The organism is Paenibacillus sp. USDA918EY (assembly GCF_009870825.1).
GTDB lineage: Bacteria > Bacillota > Bacilli > Paenibacillales > Paenibacillaceae > Paenibacillus_AQ > Paenibacillus_AQ albilobatus.
The window spans coordinates 457528-483187 of the sequence record NZ_WTWY01000001.1; the positions used below are offsets into that span (position 1 = coordinate 457528).

The 25660-nt window shown below is 46.0% G+C and carries 19 protein-coding genes and 1 pseudogene; 13 read left to right on the forward strand and 7 right to left on the reverse strand.

The genetic code is table 11. The features are described from left to right. The first annotated feature begins 55 nt into the window (after positions 1 to 55). Positions 56 to 1006, forward strand: a complete 951-nt coding sequence (locus GQY55_RS02270; RefSeq protein WP_160037720.1) for a sugar phosphate isomerase/epimerase family protein — start codon at positions 56 to 58, stop codon at positions 1004 to 1006. Between the two features lie 345 nt (positions 1007 to 1351). On the opposite strand, the gene GQY55_RS02275 is transcribed toward GQY55_RS02270, so the two are convergent. From GQY55_RS02275 to GQY55_RS02300, 6 genes are all read right to left on the reverse strand, one after another. Continuing rightward, positions 1352 to 2179 (reverse strand): DUF817 domain-containing protein, encoded by an 828-nt coding sequence (locus tag GQY55_RS02275; RefSeq protein ID WP_160037721.1) that lies wholly within the window; start codon positions 2177 to 2179, stop codon positions 1352 to 1354. 27 nt (positions 2180 to 2206) lie between these two features. Next, positions 2207 to 2428: a DUF3955 domain-containing protein gene (locus GQY55_RS02280; protein WP_160037722.1), complete on the reverse strand. Its 222-nt coding sequence runs from the start codon at positions 2426 to 2428 to the stop codon at positions 2207 to 2209. A 69-nt stretch (positions 2429 to 2497) separates the two neighbouring features. Further along, positions 2498 to 2719: a helix-turn-helix domain-containing protein gene (locus tag GQY55_RS02285; protein WP_160037723.1), complete on the reverse strand. Its 222-nt coding sequence runs from the start codon at positions 2717 to 2719 to the stop codon at positions 2498 to 2500. A 9-nt stretch (positions 2720 to 2728) separates the two neighbouring features. Continuing rightward, entirely contained in the window at positions 2729 to 3205 is a 477-nt protein-coding gene (locus GQY55_RS02290) for a DUF2975 domain-containing protein (RefSeq protein ID WP_160037724.1), read from the reverse strand. 236 nt (positions 3206 to 3441) lie between these two features. After that, positions 3442 to 4995 (reverse strand): response regulator, encoded by a 1554-nt coding sequence (locus GQY55_RS02295; RefSeq protein ID WP_160037725.1) that lies wholly within the window; start codon positions 4993 to 4995, stop codon positions 3442 to 3444. A gap of 1 nt (position 4996) precedes the next feature. After that, the gene (locus GQY55_RS02300; RefSeq protein ID WP_160037727.1) at positions 4997 to 6811 is read right to left on the reverse strand and encodes a cache domain-containing sensor histidine kinase; all 1815 of its coding nucleotides are present in this window, start codon (positions 6809 to 6811) and stop codon (positions 4997 to 4999) included. 152 nt (positions 6812 to 6963) lie between these two features. On the opposite strand from GQY55_RS02300, the gene GQY55_RS02305 reads away from it, so the two are divergent. From GQY55_RS02305 to GQY55_RS31170, 12 genes and pseudogenes are all read left to right on the forward strand, one after another. After that, positions 6964 to 8292 carry an ABC transporter substrate-binding protein gene (locus GQY55_RS02305; protein WP_160037729.1) on the forward strand — a complete coding sequence of 443 codons (1329 nt, stop codon included), beginning with the start codon at positions 6964 to 6966 and terminating at the stop codon, positions 8290 to 8292. A 160-nt stretch (positions 8293 to 8452) separates the two neighbouring features. After that, positions 8453 to 9268 (forward strand): carbohydrate ABC transporter permease, encoded by an 816-nt coding sequence (locus GQY55_RS02310; RefSeq protein ID WP_236575352.1) that lies wholly within the window; start codon positions 8453 to 8455, stop codon positions 9266 to 9268. Continuing rightward, the gene (locus GQY55_RS02315; RefSeq protein WP_160037733.1) at positions 9265 to 10089 is read left to right on the forward strand and encodes a carbohydrate ABC transporter permease; all 825 of its coding nucleotides are present in this window, start codon (positions 9265 to 9267) and stop codon (positions 10087 to 10089) included. The genes GQY55_RS02310 and GQY55_RS02315 overlap by 4 nt, the downstream gene beginning before the upstream one ends. A gap of 516 nt (positions 10090 to 10605) precedes the next feature. Further along, positions 10606 to 13836, forward strand: coding sequence for an NPCBM/NEW2 domain-containing protein (locus GQY55_RS02320; RefSeq protein WP_160037735.1), 3231 nt, complete (start codon positions 10606 to 10608; stop codon positions 13834 to 13836). A gap of 551 nt (positions 13837 to 14387) precedes the next feature. Further along, positions 14388 to 16058, forward strand: a complete 1671-nt coding sequence (locus GQY55_RS02325; protein WP_160037737.1) for a sugar ABC transporter substrate-binding protein — start codon at positions 14388 to 14390, stop codon at positions 16056 to 16058. 180 nt (positions 16059 to 16238) lie between these two features. Further along, positions 16239 to 17087, forward strand: coding sequence for an ABC transporter permease (locus GQY55_RS02330; protein WP_236575353.1), 849 nt, complete (start codon positions 16239 to 16241; stop codon positions 17085 to 17087). Positions 17088 to 17101: 14 nt separating this feature from the next. Next, positions 17102 to 17998 (forward strand): carbohydrate ABC transporter permease, encoded by an 897-nt coding sequence (locus GQY55_RS02335; protein ID WP_160037741.1) that lies wholly within the window; start codon positions 17102 to 17104, stop codon positions 17996 to 17998. A 47-nt stretch (positions 17999 to 18045) separates the two neighbouring features. Next, on the forward strand, positions 18046 to 19845 hold the full coding sequence (locus GQY55_RS02340) for a glycoside hydrolase family 36 protein (protein ID WP_160037743.1): 1800 nt from the start codon (positions 18046 to 18048) through the stop codon (positions 19843 to 19845). Next, positions 19846 to 21210 (forward strand): alpha-L-rhamnosidase-related protein, encoded by a 1365-nt coding sequence (locus GQY55_RS02345; protein ID WP_160037745.1) that lies wholly within the window; start codon positions 19846 to 19848, stop codon positions 21208 to 21210. It abuts the gene before it with no gap. A 14-nt stretch (positions 21211 to 21224) separates the two neighbouring features. Then, positions 21225 to 22280 (forward strand): LacI family DNA-binding transcriptional regulator, encoded by a 1056-nt coding sequence (locus tag GQY55_RS02350; RefSeq protein ID WP_268894977.1) that lies wholly within the window; start codon positions 21225 to 21227, stop codon positions 22278 to 22280. Positions 22281 to 22600: 320 nt separating this feature from the next. Beyond that, the gene (locus GQY55_RS02355; protein ID WP_268894986.1) at positions 22601 to 23602 is read left to right on the forward strand and encodes a LacI family DNA-binding transcriptional regulator; all 1002 of its coding nucleotides are present in this window, start codon (positions 22601 to 22603) and stop codon (positions 23600 to 23602) included. A 218-nt stretch (positions 23603 to 23820) separates the two neighbouring features. Next, a pseudogene (locus tag GQY55_RS31170) lies at positions 23821 to 24158 on the forward strand (ASCH domain-containing protein). A gap of 272 nt (positions 24159 to 24430) precedes the next feature. Here GQY55_RS31170 and GQY55_RS02360 read toward each other — a convergent pair. Next, positions 24431 to 25645, reverse strand: a complete 1215-nt coding sequence (locus GQY55_RS02360; protein WP_160037747.1) for a Gfo/Idh/MocA family protein — start codon at positions 25643 to 25645, stop codon at positions 24431 to 24433. Positions 25646 to 25660 lie beyond the last annotated feature (15 nt).

The following is a 25660-nucleotide window of genomic DNA, read 5'->3' on the forward strand; positions in this document are numbered from 1 at the left end:
CTATTAAGACGGCAGCCAGACTATATGTCATTGGATTCTTGAAGGAGAGAATAACATGAAGATTGGTTTGGAGACTGAGAGCTATCATCTGCAGTTTATGACAGGTAGAATGGATATTTTTCAATTTATCAAAAAAACGGCAGAGCTGGGCTTGGACGGAGTCATGATCAATATCGTGAAATGGCCGGATTTGCCCGGGTGGGGTACGCTTGCATCGTTTGAACCAGAATATTTAGAAAAGGTGAAGGCGGAAATTCAGAAATACGGATTCTTCGCTGAAATTGACACGAATGGCACGGATCCGGCGCATTTGAAGCAAGTCATTGAGGTTGCCCACCAAATCGTTGCCGATGTTATCCGAACCTATACTTGCCTTGGCACATATGATCCAGAAAGACTGAAGCAAGCTCCCGATAACATCCGGCGAATTATTCCTTTACTGCAAAAATACAGAATAAAACTTGCTGTAGAAAATCATGAGGAAGAGCTGACGAGCGAGGTCATTCGTATCATTGAGGAAGTCGATAGCCCTTGGGTAAGTGCGCATTGCGATATCGGAAACAGCATGATGGCATGGGAAGACCCGGTTGAAGCTGTCAAAAGATTGGCGCCTTATGCATTCACAACCCATTTCAAAGACCATATTATCGTTCATGACGGGGACGATTATCGGGTATGCGGCGTTCCTGTAGGGACTGGCAACATCGACTTGGAGCAAATCTTTCAAATTCTTGTTGAGCAATCGACGTTGACACGTATTAATGTAGAAATGTGCTTTCCTTATGCGACTTCCTTCAAAAGGGACTCAGGAGCCGGCGGCGTGTTCGCTGTTGGCGAAGGTGCGTTCAAAGTCGAATCACCTCCGTACGACTTGTCTGTCATCAAGCCGCTTGATTATTATGATCCGCCGCAGGAGCTTTTGGAGGAGATGATTGAAGATCAGGCAAAGGGTGTCGAGCAATCTGTCAAATATACGCTGGCTCTAAGAGATAAGTTTTGTAGGTAACCTTCGCACAGAGCTACCCGTACATCGTTCAAACGACAAATGTTTTCTCTTGGCAAGGGGAATCATTTGTCGTAATAAAGGTGGCGGATACACGTGGTGATTTCCAAATCATGTGTGCCCGCCACCAACACTAAGAAAGCTATTAAGTGCGTTCCAAGTTTTAAAGTGCAATACTTCAAATCTTCTAAGGAACTTTGTTTGATTGCCATGATAATCGTTACAAGAAGCGAATATTCCAGCGCATACGAGCTCAGTACGTGTAGCAGATAACTGCTCTCATGTACGCTTCGGTAACATATGTTTTTTAAGCGTAACGACTGTTTTCGTGTTCCATAAACCGAATTCCTATGTCTTGTGTTTACCCGCTTTCACGAACTTCAATTGCGCCACGATAATGACGCTGATGATGACGAGCAGGAACCATGAGCTGATTTTACCAAAGCCGACGGGCTGCCATATTTCTTGTTGGTTGGGATATTTCCAGGCGCCGAAAAATGTTGCGATGTTTTCTGCCAACCATATGAAAAAGCCAACGAGCAAGAAGGCAATCGTTAGCGGCATCCGGTAAGTCTTTGTACGAACAGTGTAATGAATCCAAGTTTTCCAAAAAACAATAGCCACGAGCGCCAATAGCCACCAGCGAAAATCAGGGATATAATGGTGAGTGAAAAAGTTTAAGTATATCGCAGCTCCAAGCGCGGAGGCAGGAACCATTCCCGGCCAGCCGGTCATATCCATCTTGAGCCGCCTCCACACTTGGCACATGTAACTCGCCACACTTGCGTACATAAAACCGCTGTATAAAGGAACCCCGAACAATTTGCTATACCCCTGTTCAGGGTATGACCAAGAGCCCATTTGCACTTTATAAAGTTCCAGAGCCAGACCGATGATATGAAACACGCAAATGACCTTGATTTCGTCAAGCGTCTCCAATCCGCTGCGGTACATCAAGTACTGCACGGCAATCAGCACCAGCAATATGAGATCGTACCTGTAGATAAACGGGACGTTAAGCCATTTGGAGATAGCCAACGTTCCGAATATCGCCACTGGGAATATGCAGCTCATCGCCTGCTGGCACCCGAAATGAAGTAATTGCAATAGTGATTCCCCGCAAAGAATTCGGCGCCGCTTGCTTGATCCAATCCTCTTTGGTTGTTCTATTTGCATTCGCGCCTCCCAAGTTAAAGTCCTTAATCATTTGAAAGTCTTTTTAGTCTTACGGGAAAACGACACAATACCGACTGTAAGTCCGATTATTATACCGAGAGCCGCAAGTAAGTATCCTACCGGGAGAAGATAAAAGGGTTCAATAAGAATACCGTCAGAACCGACTTTGGCACCGATAATACTATGGGCAATTAGACAACCGATTCCTACAATTAATAACATTAATGCTGGAAGATATTTTAATTTCATATTGATCACAACCTCCATATAAGTGTTTAGAAAATATTTCTTTACCTTCAATTCTTTGGCTCTACTTTGTTATTCATTTGTTGTTGAATCTTTTGAATACTCCAGTATATCCCCGGGTTGGCAATCCAGCACTTCGCATATTTTATCCAATGTAGTCAGGCGAATCGCTTTCGCTTTTCCGTTTTTCAGTATGGAGATATTCGCCATGGTCAGTCCCACTTTCTCCGAAAGCTCCGTAACGCTCATTTTCCTTTTAGCCAACATGACATCGATATTGATTATGATCGCCATATAAACACCTCAGATCGTCAAATCATTTTCTGATTTGATTTCAAGTGCATTTTTTAATAGTTCCTGTAGAACAGCTGCAAAAACCGCGACTGCCGAAGTTGCGAAGATGACGATCGCTCCCATCATTGCGATTGAAGAATGCAAACCGTTCTGGAACCACAGGAATATTAAACCTATTACATATAGCGTGATGATCGCAATGGCACAGTATCTTATGTGTTTCAAAGACTCTACCGCCAATTCAGAGAAAGCATTTTTGCTTTCGATATAATGTAATAGTTTTAAAGCCTGATATAAAGCCATATAAAACGGTACCGCTGTAATATACACGAAAATAAGCAAAGGATATCTCAAATAGGTGTAATCAGGATTCGTCTCTACTGAATTTCTGGAATACTCCGGCAACCAGAATATACAGGACAGAAGAGCAATAATGCCAAGAGTCACAACAGCCAACTTCAGGAACGCAGTTTTGCTTCGTATCATAGAACACCTCACAATTGAATGTTGGTAACAGATTATCACGGAATTTATCGTAATTCAATAAATATTTATTGTATTTATCGAAAAATATATTGAAAAAGAGCAGATAACCCCCATAAATCCTTATATTCAGGACTCATAGGGGCACATGATAGAGGTTCTGGTTCTCTTCTTGCTGAGGGCCTACTTCTGGGTTACCTGTTCTGCACTGAACCTCATCCTTCAGTACAGGTAACAGCCTATTTTTTATGGACAAAATCTCTGTATTCCGAGGGATTCATTCCCGTCCAGTTCCGGAATACGCGACTGAAATAATGCTGATCCGTATAGCCGATGATTTCCGATATGTCTTTGAAATCCATTTCGGGCTTTTCTTCGATCATTCGCTTCGCTTCCTGAATCCGCAGCGAAATGAGATACTGCAGTGGCGGCATGCCATGATATTTTTTGAACACGCGGATAATATAGGATGCGTTAAATTGGAATGTATGGGCCAAATGATCCACGTTAATGGCTTTGGTAAAATTGAGACGGATGTATTCCTTAAGCTTGATGTAGAGCTCTTCAGACGAATCCGGCTTTTTGGGTGCGGGCAAGCAGCTGGTGAGCAGACTTAACATATTTTGGTTCAAATCATCTGCATGACGGGCAGTTGCCACGATGCGATAAATTCCCGATTCGATTTCGGCCGAATTCGGTTTGGAAACATCCAGGCGATCGAATAGAAGGCGCGCCAGTTCAATAAGTGATCTCTCCAATTCATGCTGCGTATAGTTTTCAAGCGACCATTCTTCGAGAAGGCGAGCAATCTCCGAAGTAAGCGGTTCAAATTTTCCCTGTTTAACAAATTTCTCAATGGAACTAGCGGTAACAGGATCCAAAGGGCTGAAGTGTTCTTGCTTCAGCTTTTTCTCTTCTTGTCGTATGATCGTGGACTGGCAGGGGATAAGGCCCTTATCCAGTGATTTTCTGAGTGTTTGGGCGGTCTCCCATAAATCGTTTAAAGAGACGGAGTCCATGTGCGTACTCAAAGTGACGGAACACGACTGCTGAATAAAGCATCTGATTTCGCTTTGGATTTCATTCGCAATATTTTTAGGGGAATTCATATCTTTTTCTTTCGTTGTCATGATCAAAAATTTAACATTATAGTTTTTATCATCGATGACCCACCATTTGGCGGTGGATTCCAGACGGTCCATCATTTGATCCCATTGGACCATGCTCCATATTTTGTTTGTGTTTTGGGCGTCGATATCATCCATGACGTAACGGCACAAATTGCCGAGACAAATGAGATACAACATGAATCTGTTGCTCTGCAAGGAAAGAGGCGGAGAAATGCTCGGCTGAAGTCCGTTCAAATCTTGCGTAATAATGTTCCTTTCATGAATCCTGTTGCGCTGTTCCAGTTTGAGCCTGATTTCGTCAAGCGTGTCCTGCAGGCTTTCCCGGGTCATCGGCTTAAGAAGATAATCGGATACGCCAAGCCTTAGAGCCTGCTGCGCATAAGCAAAATTGTCATAGCCGCTTAAAATCACGATATGGATATCGGGATAAAGCATTTTGACTTGGCGCGTTAATTCGATCCCATCCATCAAAGGCATTTTTACGTCCGTAAAAAGGACATCGGGCCTATGGCATTTTACAAGCTCCAGTGCGTCCTCTCCGTTCATTGCCGTGGCAACGACCTCGAAGAAGGGCGCCGTTTGTTCTATTTTTTCGACGATATGCTCCAGAATAATCTTTTCGTCTTCTGCGATCAGTATTTTGAAAGAATGGTCTCTATGCATACTAATTCTCCTTCGGCCAAGGTCCGCCAATTCGCACCTTTGCGCCCTTCTCCGTGTTCGATAATTGAAAGACAGCCAAGTCGTTATAAAGCAGTTTTAATCGGTGGAAAATGTTTAGCAGCCCGATGTGGGGATCATCGTCGGCAATGGTCCGATCAGGATGATCGATTTTTGCGTGAATATTTGCGAGTACCTCTTCATCAAAACCGATGCCGTTATCCGAAATGATCAATTCCCACTTGTTATCGTTGATTTTGCCATCAATATGAATGTGCCATGGAGGCCTTTGGTTGAAAGCATGCTTAAAACAGTTTTCCACGATAGGTTGAATGATGAGCCTGGGGACGCGCACATGATTCATGTTCACAGGAATATCGATGCTGCACGTGAATTGATCGGAATGGCGCGATTTCATCAAATCCAGATATTTGCCGGTGTAATCCATTTCCTGGGCTATCGTTACAGGAGCCGATTCTTCAACGGCGATATATCTCATCATGCCGGACAGGTCCGAGCACATTTTGACGATTTCCTGTTGATTGTTGTTATCTGCCTTAATGCTGATGATGGTCAGCGTATTATAAAGAAAATGAGGATTCATCTGAGCCTGAAGGGCGAGCATGCGCGCCTTGATTTCCTGGGATCTCGCTTCGACGGTCTCATGCAATGATTCTTCAAGCCTTTCGCACATTTGGACAAAAGCCGATTTGAGCTCTTCGAGCTCGTTCAAATGCGAGGGAGCATCCATCATTTTCTTCGGATGAAGCGTTTGCAAACTTAAGCCGTTAATCGACTTGCGAATGGCTTTAAGGGGCGTCGTCAGCCCTTTGGACACATAATAGGTCAAAATCATCGTCAAAAGCAGTGCGGCGACACCGACCAAAATAATTTGATTTCGAAATATTTGTACCGGTTGCAGCAAAGCTGCCTCAGATTCAACAAGCAAAACCGTTAGCCCGCTGAAGTCGGAGCGAGAGTAGGCCGCCATTTCAGCAGGTTGTTTTGATGCGTCTTGAAACGTGGGTAGGTAAGCAGGCGCTAGGATCCCGCTTGAATTCGTTAGCTTGCTAATCTCATTCCAAGGAGTCACGACCCGCGGCAACCCTTGCGATAATGGGTAGATCAAATTACCGTTCCTATCATAAACGTATACCTTGGTTGAAAAAGGGGACTTCTCCCCGGGAATGGCAATCGAACGGTTGATGATATTTTCAAAGACACTGTAATCTTGCTGGATTTCAACGATATTGTCCATTGGTTCGCCGAGCACCTCCGTAAACGCCCGGCCGACGGAAAGGATGGTCGTATTCGGATCCCAATCGTCCTTGCGGGGAGGAATGACCGTTCGCCGTCCGTCTTGAACCAAGGTCGCGTGTATCCAGTCTTTGTTCTGAATCGTATCGGGGGACAGTCGGGATACATCGAAGTTTTTTCCAAATTCAATATACTTTCCATTTAGTCCATAGATGTGAATCTGATAGAACTGAAACGGATAGCCGGTAATGGAAAACAAGGTGTTGGAGATATTCCTTCTGTTATACAGCTCTTTTGCCGGGTTGTCCGCATTCTCAAAAAAATAGGTCCGCAAACTGTCCGACGTAATGATCCGCTCCGCAATCGCATCCATGTTTCGAAGCTCCGCATCAAACTTATCGGAAATATTAAGAGAGAGCTGATGAATAGATTCGGAAGCTTTTTGTTCCAATGCCCGGGAAACGTACAGATAAAAAGATGTTACGAAAATAATGATGATAAGCATAATGAGGCAGGCATACACCATAAACAGCTTGGCTTGCACCGTTCTGAAGCTTTTCATTATTCCAATCCTCCAATGGCAGCGCTTTCGCATGTGGTCAAGATTATCCACATCATCAAGTCACTTTCCTTCATTTCCTTCGTTTGATCCATGATGAATAATAGAGTTGCACCGTACAAAAAACACAATAATGAAAAAAGGGAGGTTTGTAAATGCATCAATTGAAACCGCTTAAATCACTAAGCATAGCCCTCATTGCAATCCTTGGCATTTCCGGATTGGCAGGATGCTCTACGGCAAAGGATGAGCAAACCGGAGGAGAAAACAAAGAACAAGCAGTTCAGAAAAAAGATATTACGATTACTTTCGTGGGTTCGCAAAACTGGCTGAACAAAGGTTCCAAAATCGATTCCGAACTGAACGAAGCCTTTACACAAGAAACGGGTATCAAGGTGGATATGCAGGTCATCCCGGATGACCAGTATGCGAATGTTTTAAAGACCAAACTTGCATCGGGGGAAGCACCGGATATTTTCATGGTCAGCGCAGGCGTGGGCGCGCAAAAGTTTCTTCCGGAAAAATATTTCGCCGATTTGTCGAACGAGAAGTGGGTATCCCGTTATGTGCCCTATGCCAAAGCCGGCAGTACGATAAACGGCAAAGTCATGGGCTTCATGACCTGGTCCGTAGACGGGTGGGGGATGCTGTACAACACGAAAATGTTCGAAAAATACCATCTGACGGTCCCTAAAACATACGACGAGTTCACCAAAGCTATGGACACTTTGAAAGCTAACAACATAACCCCAATATATGAAGTGGGGAAGGAAGCTTGGCATTGGGGTGTTTGGTTATCGCAAATGGGGGCTCTCGCCGAAAAAAACAGTCCCGGCTTATACGACAAATTGAACTCGAACAAGATCAAATTCGCCGATGTCAAGGAGTTCGAAACCTTTCTGAGCCAATTCAAAGAGATGTATGACAAAGGATATTTCGGCAAAAACCCGATCTCGAATACATGGGATTCCGGATATGAGGCTATGGGAAAAGAGCAAGCGGCTACCTTCTTGGGATATACATCTTATCAAAACGAGGTTGCCGGCAAATTCCCGGATTCGAATGCGAATGATTGGAAAATGTACCCTATACCTCTCGCCGGAAACAATGTATTCTCTCATTCGGCCGGCGGAAATATGCGCGTTGCTTATAAGGATTCAAAAAACCTGGATAGCGTAAAGGCATTTTTCGATTTTTTGGCCCGGCCTGAAAATTTGAAGAAGTACTATGAAGCTCGCCCTGACATCCAAACGGCGCCATCCTTCACGGATGTGGAACCGAAACCGACGCAAGGCGGCAAATCGCTCGTTGAAAATGCGCCGGGCGGAGATGGCATGGACATGGAATATGGTGTGCTCTATTGGGACAATACGGTTGTCGGCAAATATATTCAGGATATGATGCTTGGAAGTTTGACGCCAAAGCAGGTCCTGGAGTCGATCGATAAGGACAGAGAAAAATTGTTTAATGCGACAGGAAAATAATCGATAATCTCTAAAGACAAAAGTGGTCGATGCTCGGCCATAACAACCGGGCATCGACCACTTGTACGGTTGGAAGGTAATTGTATCGGAGGGATCCAGCGTGTATGCTTCAAAACTCTATTCATGGAAGTTTGTTTTACCTGCCTTTGTATTGTTTTTTGTGTTATTTCTTGTCCCGAATCTGATGGGATTCTACTATTCGCTCACGAATTGGAATGCCATGAGCGATCAGGTGAAATGGATCGGGCTCGACAATTTTAAAGAAGTGTTCACGGATAAGTCCAATTTTACGACGATATACAACACGTTGATGTTTGCCCTTGTGACATCGATCTTTAAAGCGGTTATCGGCTTAGGGTTGGCGCTTATGCTGAATGAGGGCGTCAAATCGAAAAACTATTTAAGAACCATTTTTTTTATGCCTGTCATCATATCCAATTTGATCGTGGGGCTTATTTTCCAGCAAATTTATAACCCCGACACGGGTATCCTTAATGGATTTTTGCATGCCGTCGGTTTGGGTTTCCTTAGCCAATCATGGATCGCCGATCCGCAACTTGCGATCTGGTCCGGCATGGGCGTTGAAATCTGGAAAGCATCCGGCTTTAATATGGTCATTTTTCTGGCAGGTTTGCAGATGGTACCTAAGGACATGCATGAAGCGGCAGCGATCGACGGGGCAAATTATTGGAATAAATTGTTCAAGATCACGATTCCTTTCCTTCTTCCTTCCATAACCATCAATATGCTGCTGAATGTGATCTCCGGATTGAAAGTATTCGATGTCATTTTTGCATTAACCAACGGCGGTCCGGGCAGGGCGTCAGAGGTTGTCAACTTAACGATATTCAACCAATTCGGGCTTGGAACCTACGGATATGGCACGGCACTGAGCGTTGTACTCTTTTTGTTCTTGATCTTCATTTCGATTGGTATGGTGAGGATATTCACGAGTTCCGAGGTGAAAGAGGGATGACAAGAAAACAGGCGATGAGCAACGCCATCAAAGAACTCTGCATGTGGATTTTAAGCCTGGTCATCTTAATTCCAGTTGCGATGCTGCTGTTGAATTCCGTTAAAAACGTGACCGAATCGGCCGCGATGAGTTTAAAACTGCCGACCTCGTTTCACTTTGAGAACTTTGCAACCGTGTTCAAGGATGGAAATATACTGCGTTCGTTCTGGAACAGCCTGCTCATATCGACATTGACCTCCTTGATTACCATCGTCACCTCGTCGATGGCGGCTTTCGTCATGACCAGAAACCGTACGAGAATCAACCGCTATTTATATTATTTGTTTCTGATCGGTCTTATTGTTCCGATGAACTATATCACGACGATGAAAGTGCTGCAAATCCTTCATATCATCAATACGTTCACCGGGATTATCCTGCTGTATTCGGCAACGTTTATTCCCTTTACGGTCTTCCTCTTTTACGGTTTTGTCAGCGGAATCCCGAAAGAACTGGATGAATCGGCGGTCATGGACGGCAGCGGGGGAGGAGGGCTGTTTTTTAGAATCATCTTCCCGCTGATGAAACCTGTTACGGTTACGGCGCTGATCATCAACTTTCTTAACTGCTGGAACGACTTCGTGCTTCCCCTCTATTTTTTGAATTCATCGGCCAAATGGGGAATGATCATGACCATGTATAATTACTTCAGCCAATACATCAGCTCATGGAATCTGGTATCGGCCGCCATGTTGATCAACCTGGTGCCGATTCTGGCAGTTTATGTGCTAGGACAGAAATATATCATTTCGGGAATGACGGCAGGAGCCGTAAAAGGCTGATAAGCCCGAACACGTGCATTACAGGTGATACCAGCAATCCGTTTTTCGTTGTGGACTTCGGCGAAACTGCGGAAGAATCCGGTTACGGCGGGCTTTCATCCAAGGTTTTGGCTTTAGGCAGGGCTAGTAGGGGCCCTGTCTATTTGCATGGTTGCCTAAGGCCGACTGTCAGTATTATCCACCTTCGAAGGTCAATTTTGTGCATTTAATTGGAAAAAAGCTTCCCTTACAATCACTATTGTAAGCGCTTTAAAACTTGTCTAAATGCTGCATTATCCGCGATTAAACCCAAGTCGAAGGGAGGGTATGCGAAGTTTCGTTTGGAGCGGATTTCCGATTTCAGACGATTGGAGGGGAGCCAAGGAATAGCAGGAATGGTTGATGTGATTAGCGGTTTAACCTAAAAAGGAGCTGAGGATCTTGCGTCGGATTTCATTATTATTGTTAATCATGACGATTATCGTTGGAAGCTATAATTTTAATGCGGCAGTGTCTGAAGCATCAGGAGGACAGTATGTGTATGAAGCTGAAGACATGACCTTAACAAACTTCACGACTGATACCTGGACTTACATGAATTATGTCAATCATCAACCCATCGAAAAGATGACATTTATTCAAGGTGCTCTGGGCAAAACAAGTACCGCAAGTTTCGTATTTAACGGAACGCCCGGTACTTATGATATCCTTACCCGATACATCGGCCAGGTTCAGAATGGAGTCAGCTATTCCATCACCGTCAACGGCATCACTGCCGATCAATGGGGCTCTTCGCAAAGAAACGGCACGGATTATACGGATCCAAGAGACATTGATAATCATACGACCAGTAAGTTGACGCTAAAGCCAGGAGACGTCATGAAGCTAACGGCCGTCTCTACTAAAGAAATCGCGCGTGTTGACCGCTTGACCGTTCAAACTTACCAAGGACCTCCTGCAAGTACTCTGACAATCGACTCCCCGAATGCAGTGCTGAACGATGGTTTTAACTGGGCCAAAAACAGAGCCCTTGGACTCACGTTCTACCCAGGCAACCCGATGCTCGGTCACGAGTCGGAGTGGTGGCGCCTTTCCGATTCCACGCATGCCTCGATCGTTCCCGGATATTGGGGTGCCTATTTGAACCGCGAAAGCTTCTACAACCGGGATATATCCCATCAGTCCGACGGGGGACATCTATTAGGCCTGGATGATGAAACCTTTAACATGATGAAAACTTTCGCCGCATCGTCCACCCGCCCTGGACAGGATGGTTGGCCGTTGTGGGCACATAGCTCGTATGGACTTATGTACTATATGGACGGTACAGGTTTTAGGGAATTGCCTTCACCTTTTGACGTCATGCACAAGTCATATCAGCAATATCTTTGGACGGGAGATTCCCGATGGATAAACGATCCAATCTTGTCAGCGTATTACGATTCAACTGTAGGTCCATTCCTTTCCGATCATGGCGTCGTTTGGAATGATGCCGATCCGTCGCAAGAACAGCCCGTAGTCAAAATGAAACCAGGGGAATATACGCCTACGTATTACGAATTCATTACGGACAATTTTGTGTCTGCCGGCGATTCGCTTGCACTCGAATACCAATCCTTATTGGCTTATTCTGAAATATTGAAGGCCAAGGGCGATTCGGGAGGCAGCACACTTTGGAAAAACAGGGCGCAGCGTTTAAAAGACTATTATGAGGCGCATTGGTATGATCCATCCACCGGACATTATATCCGCGGTTTCGATGCGAAGGGAGGCTTTAAAAGCGACTGGGGGCATGAGGCCAGCATGTTCGTTCCATTGAAAGGTCTGGGCGATTTCGGACCGAGAACCACTGCCTTTTTGGATTACATCAGCGCAAAAGATGGCGACCTGAATGTCGAAGCCACGACCTATTTGCCCGAAATGTATTACAACTATAACCGGTCTTCGGAAGGCTGGTACTGGCTAAGCAAAATCATGAAAGAAAAGGATACTTATCCTGAGGTTTCCTTTACCGCGTTAAGCAATACGATTATCGGCATGATGGGCGTACAGCCGGATGCCCCTGCAAACAAAGTGTCCACCATATCGCGTCTGACCGATGATGTGCCGTGGGTGGAGATCAATCATATCAAGGTCGGGTCAAATGACTTGAAATTAAAACATAACGGGCTAACAAACTCTACGCTAACCAATAATTCAGGAGGCACGATGACGTGGGAAGCCCAGTTTTATGGGACATATTCGTTGCTGAACGTAAACGGGAAAACGGTCGTTCCGAAAACAAAAACGTTGTACGGCCAGCCCATTTCTTATGTCGATGTACAGGTAAACAGCGGAGAAACATGCAATGCGGGTCCCGAAACCGTTGATAATACCGCTCCGACAGCCCCAACCAACTTAACGGCAAGCGATTTAACCGCAACATCCGTCAAGCTAAGTTGGACGGCATCCGAAGATAACGTCGGAGTCATCGGTTATAATGTCTATAATGGGTCAACGCTCATTGGAAGCTCAACTTCTACTAGTTACACCGTTACAGGTCTGGTTGCAGGTGGAGAGACCTATACTTTCACCGTTAAAGCCAAGGATGTGGCAGGCAACGAGTCCGTCGCCAGCAATGCGGTGAATGTAACGACGCCGATCACGCCGGAAATATATGTGAGCGACCTGAAATGGGTATCCGCGAATGCGGGTTGGGGAACGGTGCAAAAGGACAAAAGCGTGGGCGAGAATACGATCAGCCTTAAGGGAAAAACCTATGCCAAAGGCATTGGAACGCATGCGGCAAGCACCATAGTCTATAATCTCAACGGGCGTTATGCGAGATTCCAATCGGATGTCGGGGTGGACGATGAGGTTGGTACGAATTCAACCGTCGTGTTTCAGGTATGGGCGGACGGCAGCAAAATATTCGACAGCGGCATCATGAACAATGCCAGCGTTCCCCAATCCATAGACGTCAGCGTAGCCGGTGTGAACGAATTGATGTTGACCGTAACCGATGCAGGCGACGGCATCAACAGCGACCATGCGGATTGGGCCGATGCCAGGCTTTTACGGAGCAGCGCCGATACACAAGCTCCGACGGCACCAGCCAATCTGGCTGCGAGCAATGTAACCGAAAACAGCGTGGACTTAAATTGGTCGGCATCTGACGACAATGTAGGGATAACGGATTATCTGATATACAATGGAACGACTTTAGCAGGCACTTCCGAAACGACAAGCTTTCATGTTGAAGGGCTGGCCCCAGCTACACCCTATAGCTTCACCGTCAAAGCAAAGGATGCAGCCGGTAACGTATCATTGCCAAGCAATGTGGTAAATGTCACTACCCGCGACCCGCAGCAGCAGACACCCGTTTATGTGAGCGACCTTGCCTGGAAGTCAGCGACAACAGGCTGGGAAACGGTACAAAAGGATAAAAGCGTGGGCGGGAATACGATTAGCCTAAAGGGAAAAACATATACCAAAGGAATCGGAACGCATGCTTTAAGCAATATAACGTACAATCTGAACGGGAAATATACGAGATTCCGGTCGGATGTCGGGGTGGACGATGAAGTTGGAGCGAATTCAAGCATCGTGTTTCAGGTATGGGCAGACGGCAGCAAAATATTCGACAGCGGCATCATGAATAATGCCAGCGGCCCTCAAGCGATAGACGTAAGCGTAAACGGTGTGAACGAACTGGTGCTGACGGTAACCGACGCAGGCGACGGCATCAACAGCGACCATGCGGATTGGGCCGATGCCAGGCTGCAATAAGGAAGCAAAAGACGGGTTTGATATTTCAAAAGACATGGTGTTCCACTTATAGGTAAACAAGCAAAAAAAACCAACAACTCCGAGTTGTTGGTTTTTTTGTTTGAATGAACGAGAAAGGCCGTAAGCAGAACCCGTTGTACCTGATAAAAGTCTATTGCAATAAATATTGATGTGATAATATTTAGTAAAATATAATAATTAATTTAGTAAATAATTTGGAGTGGAGCTGTTGGAATTTATAAGCGTAAACTGAACTTACTAGAAAGGTTGTCGCTATGTTCGATCATCATTCGAAAACAATGCTAGTTTAGGCAACGATATTTTATTTTATTAATCCATAATTCCTATTGATTATGCGAAATGGTGATGGTAAAATAACCTAAGTAAATTTACTAAAAATATTGAATTTATTATCTTGTGTTTAGTAAATTTATTGAAGTGTAATACATTCGTAAGATGGGGTGATGTCCGCACAGTACATATGAATTGCGTTGCAGTATTTACTCTAACAATAGTTTTGTAAGCGGATTCAAATTGAGGGGGGTCAACCTGTGAAGAAATCCTTGATGCTGTTATTTACCGTTATTTTTTCATTGTCAGCGCTTGCCGGATGCGGCGGATCAAAGCCGGAACAGGAAGCCGATGGAAACAAGCAGACCGACACGGGCCAGAAGACTGAAAAAAAAGTCAATGAGTTCGGTTGGGAGGTTCCCGAAAAAACGATCGAGATCAATTTCTATTCCGGACAGGATAATCCGGATAAAGTCAACAAATACCAGGCGGGGCTTCAGAAGTACATTCTCGAGAAGTTCAACGTAAAACTGAACAATATCGTATACGATGTGGATCAAAAAGAAAAATTGAACCTCATGCTTGCAAGCGGCGATTACCCCGAGGTGATTACGGGTTTGAGCGAGTCTCAGGCGCAGCAGTGGGTCAACCAAGGCAAGGCAGTGGAAATCGGACAATATATGGACCAGTACGGCGGCAACATCAAGTCTCAGCTGGAGCCATGGTTCAAATCGTATTTTAGTCAAGACGGCAAGCTTTACATGCTGCCTAAGTTTTGGGGAATGCTGCCGATCCCGGATTTTTCGGCACATATTCGGAATGATTGGTATACGGCCATGGGATCGCCGAAATTTGAAACGCCCGAGCAATATTATGACATTTTGAAGCAAATGCAGGCTGCGCATCCGAAGAACGCAAAAGGCGAAAAAACGTATGCGCTTTCAGGAATAGCGCCCGTTACAACGAATATGGTACCGACGCTTGCCGGTATGTGGGGACTTCAGAACGGTTATAAAGTCAGTCCGGAAGGAGATATGACTCATTGGGTAAATACGCAGGAAGGCCTCGAGCTTACGAAATTCATGAATCAAATTTACCGTGACGGATTGCTTGATCCAGATACGTTCGTTAACAAATTCGATGAATGGAAGGCGAAATTCTCTTCTGAACGTATCATGGGACACATCGGATGGTGGTGGCAGTCGTGGAACGCGGGGCATGAAGTATGGCAGAAAACGAATAAGGATTGGAAAGAAGACCAGCGATACGTGCAGGTGGCCTTGAAAGCTGATGGTGTAGAAAAAGCTTTCTTGTCCCCGAAAAATGCACGCGGCGGCACGTTCACGATTATTACGGACAAGGCGAAACATCCGGAGGATATCGTCAAATGGATGAACTTTTCGATTACGGATATGGGGACTCGCCTGATTGGTTGGGGTGCCCCGAATCAGCCTGATTCGGTCTGGAAGTTCGAAAATGGCAAATGGAGTTGGGTAGAGGAAGCCAAGCAAGCGATTATAAATGCAACATGGAATTACGAGAAAACCGATATGCTGGGTCAGGTGTATTTGATGTTGGTTGAAGGCCAAGGGACCATGAAGGACGACGGCAAGAGTACCCTCTGGTTCGACCAGAACTTCAATAATGAAGCCAAGTGGAAGAAAATCATGAACGATAACTTGAAGGATACGATCTACGATAACTCGATGGGCTCGATTACGATCCCGGCGAATGATCCGCTTCTCATCACGAAGCAGCAAATCGACGACCAGTTAGAAACGCTGTGGGCAAAAGCCGTCATGAGCAAAACGGAGGATGAGATGACGAAAAACTTTAATGATATGAAGGAAAAACTGAATAGCGCTGGACTGCATGACATCGAGAAATACAGATCCGACGTGTATAAAGATCGCATGAAGAACTGGAAATAACGCAAATGAGCCGGGGGGAAGGAAGCCTTCCTCCCGTTTCGGAAAATTTTTGACTTTAGAAAGAGGGTGGCCAGGATGAACGCCGGAGTCGTACATACACCAACACAACGAAAATCGCGATTCGATCTGATCAAGCGGACCATATATAAGGAGCGCCAGTTGTGGTTGATTAGCATCCCCATGATCGCATGGGTGGTTATCTTTTGTTATTTGCCGATGTATGGAATCATCATCGCTTTTATGAACTACTTTCCCGGCAAGCCGATACTCGGCAGTGAATGGGTCGGATTTTTGCATTTTAAAACATTTTTCCACTCCCCGGATTTTTGGCATGTGCTGCGCAATACGCTGGCAATCAGCGGGCTCGGCATCGTATTCGGCTTTACGGCGCCCATCGTATTGGCCCTGCTGCTCAATGAACTGCGGGGAAGAATCTTCAAGCGCTTTGTTCAGACCGTATCGTATTTGCCGCACTTTATTTCGTGGGTTGTCGTAGCCAGCATTTTATTTGCCACGCTGGGCAACGAAGGATTCATGAATGACATGCTGATGCGTCTCGGTTTGATCGACAAGCCGATCGCCTTCCTTGGCGAAGGTAAATACTTTTGGGGCGTGCTGACCACAACGAATATATGGAAGGATGTCGGCTGGTCCACGATTATATATTTATCCGCGATCGCCGGTGTGGATTCCGAACTGTTTGATGCGGGTAAAGTGGACGGTCTAGGCAGGTTCGGTATGGTGTGGCATATCATATTGCCAAGCATTCGTCCGACCATCGTATTGTTGTTTATTCTTGGGATCGGCGGCATTTTGAATGCGGGTTTCGAGCAGCAGTTGCTGATCGGCAACTCGCAAACGAGAGAATACCACGAAGTTATCGATACGTATGCCTATAAGTACGGAATTCAGTTAGGCAATTATTCGTACGGCGCAGCAATGTCATTATTGAAAGGCGTCATTTCGCTTGTGCTTGTGCTCGCTGCGAACCGGATCAGTAAAAAAGCGCTGGATACTTCGATTTTATAGGGAGGCGGACAACCGTGAATTCGACAGCAGTAAAGCCCGGCATCGGCAGTCGTATTTTCGATGCGTTTAACATTGTATTTATGATTGTGTTTATGTTTCTGATGTTGTATCCGTTTGTAAATTTGCTTGCGATCTCCCTGAATGACGGAGTGGATGCCGCTCGAGGCGGTATCTACTTTATTCCCCGGGTTTTTTCGCTGGATTCCTATATGTTTTTGCTGAATAACGAAAAGCTGTTTTCAGGCTTATGGGTTTCCGTCTTACGTGTGGTTGTCGGAACCGTCACCTGTGTATTCATGACCGGACTTCTAGCTTATGTCGTAACGATCCGCAACTTTTCCGGAAGAAAATTTATGCGTATGTTGTTTCTGATCACGATGTATTTCGGCGGCGGCTTGATTCCTACCTATTTGCTGATGGTCAAGCTCGGACTGACCAATACATTTAACGTATATTGGATACCAGGGCTTCTCAATGCGTATTACATGCTCCTAATGGCATCATACATGCAAGGCTTGCCAGAGTCGCTGTTCGAGTCCGCACGTATCGACGGCGCTTCCGAACTGCGCATTTATGCCAGTGTCGTGATCCCCATTTCCATGCCTGTATTCGCGGCTATTGCCGTGTTCAGCTCGGTAGGCCACTGGAATTCATGGTTTGACGTTATTTTGTACAATTCGAACGGAAAATGGGATACTCTGCAAACGTATCTTCGCAAACTTCTGCTTGAGGTTGAGGCGCTGCAGCAGATTCAGGACGCGCAGGCCGCTTATTCGAAATATCGCAATATATCCAGCAATACGCTGCGCGCTGCCGTAACCATGGTCGTTACGCTGCCGATCGTATGCGTATATCCATTCATGCAAAAATATTTTGTCGGCGGTATCACGCTGGGTGCCGTGAAAGGCTAGGAAACATGGAATAAGCAAGACGACGAGCAAAAATGGAGGGGACTACTGTGAATTTAATAAAGATAGAACAAGGCGGGTTAAATACCGGAACATATCAATTTTCGGTTCTTGGCGAGGATCATCCGTTTCGCATTATATTGTCATCTCAAAAAGGAAGTGAAGGTATCGAACTGCTGCATATTCGGATGGAAGCGGATGCTCCGGTGCAGCCGTCGCCCGTTGAAATTGTATGGCATATTCCTGCCGTTGACATTCATGGTTATTGGCATCCTGCCGCATACCGGAATCGGCGCCTGCATGTGGATTGGGAGCGGGAGCTGATCTCAAAAGCAACCTATTCCGCTCCCGTGGGCTGTCTGTTCAATACGATGGGCCGGAATCGGTTGACTTTCGCCTATTCCGATGCATTAAACGCGGTTGGAATGTTAGCAGGCGTCCATGAGGAAACGTCGGTCTTCAAGTGTTCGGTGAAGCTGTTCACGGAGCCGATGGCTCCGATCCGGACGTATGAAGCCGTTCTTCGCCTGGATGCGAGAGATATGCCTTATTATGAGAGTCTCAATGAAGTGCAGCGCTGGTGGGCATCCCTGCCTGGATTTGAACCGGCTCCTGTTCCGGAAGCGGCAAAGCTGCCCGTATACTCCACTTGGTACAGTTTTCATCAAAATCTGAACCCCGAGGACATCGAAAGGCAGTGCCGTCTTGCGCAAGATCTCGGATGCGGGATGGTCATTGTCGACGACGGATGGCAAACCGCCGATAACGCCAGAGGGTATTCGTATTGCGGGGATTGGCTAGTATGCGAAGAGAAAATTGCCGATATGCGAGCCCATGTCGAACGCGTGCATGCGATCGGCTTGAAATATATGTTATGGTACTCCGTACCGTTTGTTGGAATGAAAAGCGATGCCTGGCATCGATTCGAACATAAACTGTTGACCGTATTTGAAAATCTTGGTGCGGGCGTGCTTGATCCAAGATACCCCGAAGTTCGCGAATATACGATCGGGCTTTACGAACAGGCCGTTCGCGATTGGGATCTGGATGGATTCAAGCTGGATTTCGTGGACAGCTTTTATGCGACGGAAGAGACCAAAGACAAAAGGGATCCCGAGATGGACTTTACTTCCGTACCGGAAGCCGTTGACCGGTTGATGAGCGACGTAATTACAAGACTAAAGGCAATCAAACCGGACATCCTGATTGAATTCAGGCAGAACTATATCGGACCACTGATGAAAAAATACGGCAATATGCTTCGGGCCACCGATTGCCCCAACGATGCGGTCGAGAACCGGATTCGGACGATTGATGTCAGACTTCTCAGCGGCGAAACCGCAGTCCATTCAGATATGATCATGTGGAATCCCGATGAGCCTTTGGAAAGCGCCGCGCTGCAACTGATCAACGTATTGTTTTCCGTACCGCAAATTTCCGTAAAGCTGGACCAAATCCCGACAGAGCATTTGGAAGTGGTATCCTTCTGGCTGTCTTTCTGGCGCGAGCATCGCGATGCCTTGATCGAAGGCGATTTTAAACCGGGCAAACCGGATGCGCTGTATGCTACCGTCTGTGCGGAAACGGCGGAGAAACGGATTATATGCGCATATGATGATATGGTTATCCGCGTGGGCGATCCAATCCCTGAAAGGCTTATTGTCGTGAACGGCACGTTTCATGCGCGGCTGGTTCTGGAGATCGCCGAAGATATGGGAGCGGCCCAAGTAGAAGTTCGCAACGTCCGTGGCGACGTGGTCGAATCCTACGAGATGAACTTCAGCGCAGGCATTCACAGTCTTCAGATTCCGGGTGCCGGTCTTGCCTTGATCAAAAGAGAGGTGAAATGAATGAATACGCTGCCTATCGGTAATATCACTTTCGATTCCTCCAGTTCCAAGTTAAATGAAACCTTTGAATGGGCCAAAAAGCAAGCCCTGTTTTATGCTCATGCCGATGATCCGGTCGGTCCATGGTATGAGGCCGCTTTGCCCGGGCGGGACGCATTTTGTATGCGCGACATAGCCCATCAAAGCACCGGAGCCCATTTACTGGGTTTGTGGGAACATAACAAGAACATGCTGTACCAATTCGCCAGGCATATTAGCGCAGACAGAGATTGGTGCACCTATTGGGAAATTACGAAAGACGGAGTGCCTGCACCTGTGGATTATGAAAATGACGCTGACTTTTGGTATAATTTGCCTGCGAATTTCGATTTGATCGATTGTTGTTTACGGCAATATCAGTGGACTGGAGATAAGGACTATATTGAAAAAAACGAAATGCTCCACTTTTATGACCGTTCGGTAACCGACTACGTTAGACGTTGGGATAAAGATGGCGACGGGCTGCCTGAACATTATACTAACTACGGCCGCAGAGGCATTGCTTCTTACGTGGAAGACGGCCTTCATCCGCTTGTGGGCGGCGATCTCGTGGCCTCGCTTTATGCCGGATACCGCGCGTATTCTCAAATCCAGGCGCTTCGCGGTCATCATGATCTTTCACATAAATATGCCGAAATGGCTGCACGTATCGGCGAAATTTATAATCAAGATTGGTGGAATGAGGAAGCAGGACGCTTTAACGGAGCAATTATGCAGGATGGTTCGCCTTTTACGGCCTATTACGCTTCAGCCCATTATTTGCCTTTATATTTCGGTTTGGTGGAGCACGGCGTTCGGATGAATTCCGCGCTGCTGGATGTAGTCAAGCATGGAGGAAATAACGTTGAGGAACGATCGTATTTATCGGAGATCTATTACAACTATGGACTGCATGAAATCGCATATTCCATGCTGCTTGATCTCTCTTCACCGCATACGTCGAGACGGTCATATCCTGAAGTATCCTACAGCGTCATCTCTTCTATAATCACCGGAATGATGGGCATGGTTCCGAATGCAGCTGATCGGGTATTGGTGACTTTGCCGCGTATAAATCCCGTAGAATGGGCGACGGCGATGAATGTTCCTTTATGGGAAAATGAAATTCACCTGACGCATAGAAACAACCAGGAAAGCATCTTAGTAAACGCATCCGGTCAGGAATTCGTATGGGAAGCCCGTTTTCCAGGGGAATGGGATGTAATATCCGTGGACGGCACGGAATGTCAAGCGGAAGTTCACCAAGTTTGCGGCTCTGAAACCGTAAGTTCAATACGTCTCTGCGTGGAACCGGGCCGGAAAATAGTCGTAGGGGTAGTGAAGTAACCCAAGGAAAGTGTGTGATTCATATCGCAACCATAAAAGAAATTGCCAAAATAGCAAAGGTATCGAGTTCTACTGTTTCACGGGTGTTAAACAAGGATTATTCCTTCAACGTATCCGAGGAAACGAGGAGGAACATCCTCGAGGTTGCCACGTCATTAAACTATCGCCAAAGATCAAGGAAAAAACAAAACGAACTTGACGTAAAAAAGAACTGGAAAATCGGATTGTTATTCTGGTGCTCCGAGCAGTTTGAATTTTCCGATCCTTTCTACATGTCCATCCGGCAAGGGATCGAAAAGGAATGCACCAAACAAGGCGTGACGATCCATCGAATATACCGTTGGGTTGATGATAGCAGCCCTGAAATCGAATTTTCGGATATAGACGGGTTGATCGTTGTCGGAAAAGTCGAGATCAGCCTGGAGCCGAAACGCCTTCGCTTAAATTTTCCGATCGTATTCGTAGATTACAAGTTCTCCGAAGAGCATGATTCCGTTCGGTTTGATGTTTCCGAGGCAGCTCGTAAGGCAATGGAGCATCTGCTGAAGTTAGGGTACACGGAGATCGGGTATATTGGGGGAACAAGTTACATCAGAACACCGGACGGGATTGAGTTTTACCAAGACGAACGGCAGAAGACATATGAAATCATGTTGAAAGAACGCGGGCTGTTCAAGGAACAGAGCATGTTCATAGGCAGTTGGGGAGCAGAAGAAGGGTACAGGTTAATGAAGGAAGCCATAGAAAAAAGCAATCTTCCAAGGGCTTTTTTTGTGGCCAGTGATCTCATGGCAATCGGCGCTTTGCGGGCACTGCATGAATCGGACATTAAAATTCCGGATCAAGTAGGGTTAACCAGCATTGACGGAATTGATGTATCCAAATACGTCAATCCACCACTTACAACGGTCAGAGTTTACACGGAAGAGATGGGATGCTCGGCCGTGAAGCTGATCATTGACCGCCTGACCGGCAGGGACTACGCAATACACGTGAATGTAGCAACAGAGTTGATGATTCGGGAAAGCTGCGGGAATCTAAATTTTGTGAATGGATTGGAGCGCTGCTAATCTGCAAGTTTAAAACCTGTTGATCTAGTAGATACTAGATTATACAGGTTTTTTAGATTTGAAGCTAACATTTTTCAACGGAGTGGATGCATCCTATGATCGCAGAGAAACTACAGCTAAATGGCCATCGTTTCTTAGAAAGCATATCATATAGACGTTTTCCTTATATGAAAATTTAGGAAATTCGCGTTCGCAACTTGGAAATCAAAAGGGTATAATTGAATATATATGTAGGAATTCTTGCCCTGGAATGATAATTTCGGGGGACAGCTTGAGTTTAGTGAAGAAAGCGTGTGATTTAGATAGCTACCATTAAAGATATTGCGGAATTAGCGCAGGTATCAAGCGCAACCGTTTCCAGAGTGCTCAATAACGACCTTTCTTTTCATGTGCCGGAAGAGACCAAAAATAAAGTTATTGAGGTTGCCAAGAAACTGAATTACCGTAAAACAGAGCGCAAGCGTAAGTCTAAAGAGCAGTCCGATATTAAACTGGGCCTTCTTATTTGGTGTTCGGAGCAGTTGGAGTATTCCGATCCATATTATTTGTCTATCCGCCTTGGCGTGGAGCGGGAATGTCTAAGACGCGGAATAGAAATTCACAAAGTTTTTCGCTGGGTCGAAGGTTCAAGTCAGGATATGGATTTATCGGATTTGAACGGCGTTATCGCGATTGGAAAAGTAAACACTTCGTTTATAACGAGTTCCAAGGACCCGAATCTGCATGTGGTTTCCGTGGATTATATTAGCTCCGATCAATGCGACGCTGTCGTTTTTGATTTGGAAAAGGCGGCCAAACAGGCGATGGAGCATCTTTTTGAACTGGGTCATGAAAAAATTGGCTATATCGGGGGTACAAGCTACGTATTCTCTAAAGACAATAGGCAGTATTATACCGATGAACGGCAACGAACGTATCTTCTTCTGATGAAGGAGAGAGGTTTGTTTAGGGAAAGGGATCTCCATACAGGGGGATGGGGGACGGACGCGGGATATCAGCTAATGAAACATGCCATCGAACAAGGCGATCTTCCTTCGGCTTTTCTGATTGCCAGCGACCCGATGGCGATCGGTGCGCTTCGGGCTTTGGATGAGTTCGGTTTAAAGGTCCCTGAGGATATCGCGATCGTGAGTATCGACGACATAGATATAGCGCAATATGTCAATCCTCCTTTAACGACAGTGAAAGTCCTGTCTGAAGAGATGGGGACGACTGCGGTAAGGCTCTTGGCAGACAGGATTGAAAACGGCAGGGAAGTAGCGCTTCATGTAACCATCCCAACAAAGCTTGTGATTCGCAAAAGTTGCGGAGCTAATTCGTGATTGTCGGAATGGGCGTACTCCCTGTCTTGTAATACTCCGTTCATGTTCCGTCCACATTGATGCTCTAACATCATCGAAAAGGGATTATCGAGCCCTGGCTGCGGATTTGGAAGGTTTGAAGTTCGCCACAGCGGTTTGTGAAGGAACGCAGCCATAACCCTTTGGATTTTGTCTTTACATGTCCTGAATTTTATGTTGATTTGAAAGGGGCAATTTATATGGCTGAAGTATTGCCGCCTAAAACATGTTCCATTGATCGTCTAATCACACGAAAAGAAGATGTCGCAAAGTTGTTGAGCGGAGCGAAAACAGCTACTCGTAGAAACGGTCGGTACGCCGATCTTGGGGAAATTATGGACTTTGGCGAAAAAAACTAGAAGTGTATAGCGTGTATCAGCAGAGGTTAGGGGAAATGTCGGATGACGACGCAAGAAAAGAGGCATTCCCCGACTTGGAATCGTACAAAAAGTATATTCTATCCCTGCATCAAGGTATGCCATGGTTGCCACAAGCCAAAGTGTGGGTACATGAATTCCGCGAAGTAGAAGGGAACTGAATAAAGTAAGCGTTATGGCTGTAGCGATTCATACAGGACTTCCCGAACATGATGTCGATGTCGGCTAATTGATCGTCGAAAGCAAGTATAAAACACGAAAGCTTGGGGGAACCCAAGCTTTTATTCATATTCGGCTATTAACGGGTCGCATGGAACTTACAAGCCAACCGGGCCGCGGTGATCAACCAAACGCAGTAAGCGAAATTGGTTCTCGATTGTCTTTAGAGCTTATATATTATTCACTTCAAAATATCTTCCTTTTTCCATTAGCTTTATAAAGTAACAGGATAAAATTGATCGCTTTCGGAAGACGCTTTGGCTTGCAGACACACAAGAGCACTGCGGATGCCGTCCTTCAGCGGGGCTACAGATTCGGCAGTCTTGCCTTGCATCAGTTGCACAAAATTGCGCATGAGTACAATATCACCGCCGCCATGACGCGAACTTTGATCATCTAGACGCACGGTGGTTACTTTGTCACTCATATGGTCAAATACTTTGATTTCATTCGTGTAAAAATCGAATTCCACGGTACCTTTGTAGCCGTACAGCCTTGCACCGCGGCGCCCAGCCTTTTTGCGGGCAAAGAAGTTCTGCGAATACGTGACGTGCATGCCGCTTTCGTATTTCACAATCATGCTGCCGGAGTCTTCGTTTCCGGTGTCTACTGCAAAACCGCAATAATCGCTGCGTGGAGTGTCATTGCGTAGATGAATGATATTGTAAGTGCTGTCCATACAGGTTTCCCATTTGTCGCATTCGCTGCAGCGCAGGCCGGCCGGCATGTCGCCTTTGTAAATCTGCTTGGACTTCATGGCGCAGACTTTTACAGGCTCTTCCCCTAATAGATAGTTGATGACGTCGATATCATGCGTTGCCTTTTGCAGAAAAAGTCCCTTCGAAACAGACTCATCGCGGTACCAATCATGGAAATATACAAAACCATAGGTTACATCGTTGAATGCCTGCACATGGTCTACTTTGCCGATCGTGCCGGCATCCAGAATACGCTTTACTTCCTGAACCAGCGGTGTCACGCGGAGCGGGAAAGAAACAACCGTGGGAGCTGCCGCTTTCGCTTCGCACTCGGCTAGCGTTCTTAGATCCTCCATCGAAGTAGCCACCGGTTTTTCCAGAAACAGCGGCAAATTGCGTTCAAGCACCTTTTTGGCGAAGTAAGTATGCGTGCTGCAGTTCGTACCTACGATGACGCCGTCCAGTTTTTCTTTGTTCAGCATTTCGTCAGCGTCCGAATAAAAAGTAATGGATTCTGGATTCATCTCACACCTACGCATAAGTCCGTCGATTTTATCGATTTCCATATGATGCATCGTTTCTTGTGAGCCGTCTTTTTTCATCAGAGCCCGCACACGTTCGTGGTTGGTATCCGCTACTGCCTTGATGCAGATTTCATAAGGCAGCGCGAACAAATCATCCATCAGCATGTCGATCCGCACGCCATATCCGATAATACCAATATTCAACATAAGAAAATCCTCCTG

Excerpts from the sequence above, each read along its gene's own strand:
- GQY55_RS02285 (WP_160037723.1), bottom strand. The coding sequence starts at position 2,719 with ATGGCGATCATAATCAATATCGATGTCATGTTGGCTAAAAGGAAAATG.
- GQY55_RS02360 (WP_160037747.1), bottom strand. The coding sequence starts at position 25,645 with ATGTTGAATATTGGTATTATCGGATATGGCGTGCGGATCGACATGCTG.
- GQY55_RS02345 (WP_160037745.1), top strand. The coding sequence starts at position 19,846 with ATGAATACGCTGCCTATCGGTAATATCACTTTCGATTCCTCCAGTTCC.
- GQY55_RS02300 (WP_160037727.1), bottom strand. The coding sequence starts at position 6,811 with ATGAAAAGCTTCAGAACGGTGCAAGCCAAGCTGTTTATGGTGTATGCC.
- GQY55_RS02290 (WP_160037724.1), bottom strand. The coding sequence starts at position 3,205 with ATGATACGAAGCAAAACTGCGTTCCTGAAGTTGGCTGTTGTGACTCTT.
- GQY55_RS02305 (WP_160037729.1), top strand. The coding sequence starts at position 6,964 with ATGCATCAATTGAAACCGCTTAAATCACTAAGCATAGCCCTCATTGCA.
- GQY55_RS02280 (WP_160037722.1), bottom strand. The coding sequence starts at position 2,428 with ATGAAATTAAAATATCTTCCAGCATTAATGTTATTAATTGTAGGAATC.
- GQY55_RS02275 (WP_160037721.1), bottom strand. The coding sequence starts at position 2,179 with ATGCAAATAGAACAACCAAAGAGGATTGGATCAAGCAAGCGGCGCCGA.
- GQY55_RS02315 (WP_160037733.1), top strand. The coding sequence starts at position 9,265 with ATGACAAGAAAACAGGCGATGAGCAACGCCATCAAAGAACTCTGCATG.
- GQY55_RS02270 (WP_160037720.1), top strand. The coding sequence starts at position 56 with ATGAAGATTGGTTTGGAGACTGAGAGCTATCATCTGCAGTTTATGACA.
- GQY55_RS02295 (WP_160037725.1), bottom strand. The coding sequence starts at position 4,995 with ATGCATAGAGACCATTCTTTCAAAATACTGATCGCAGAAGACGAAAAG.
- GQY55_RS02330 (WP_236575353.1), top strand. The coding sequence starts at position 16,239 with ATGATCGCATGGGTGGTTATCTTTTGTTATTTGCCGATGTATGGAATC.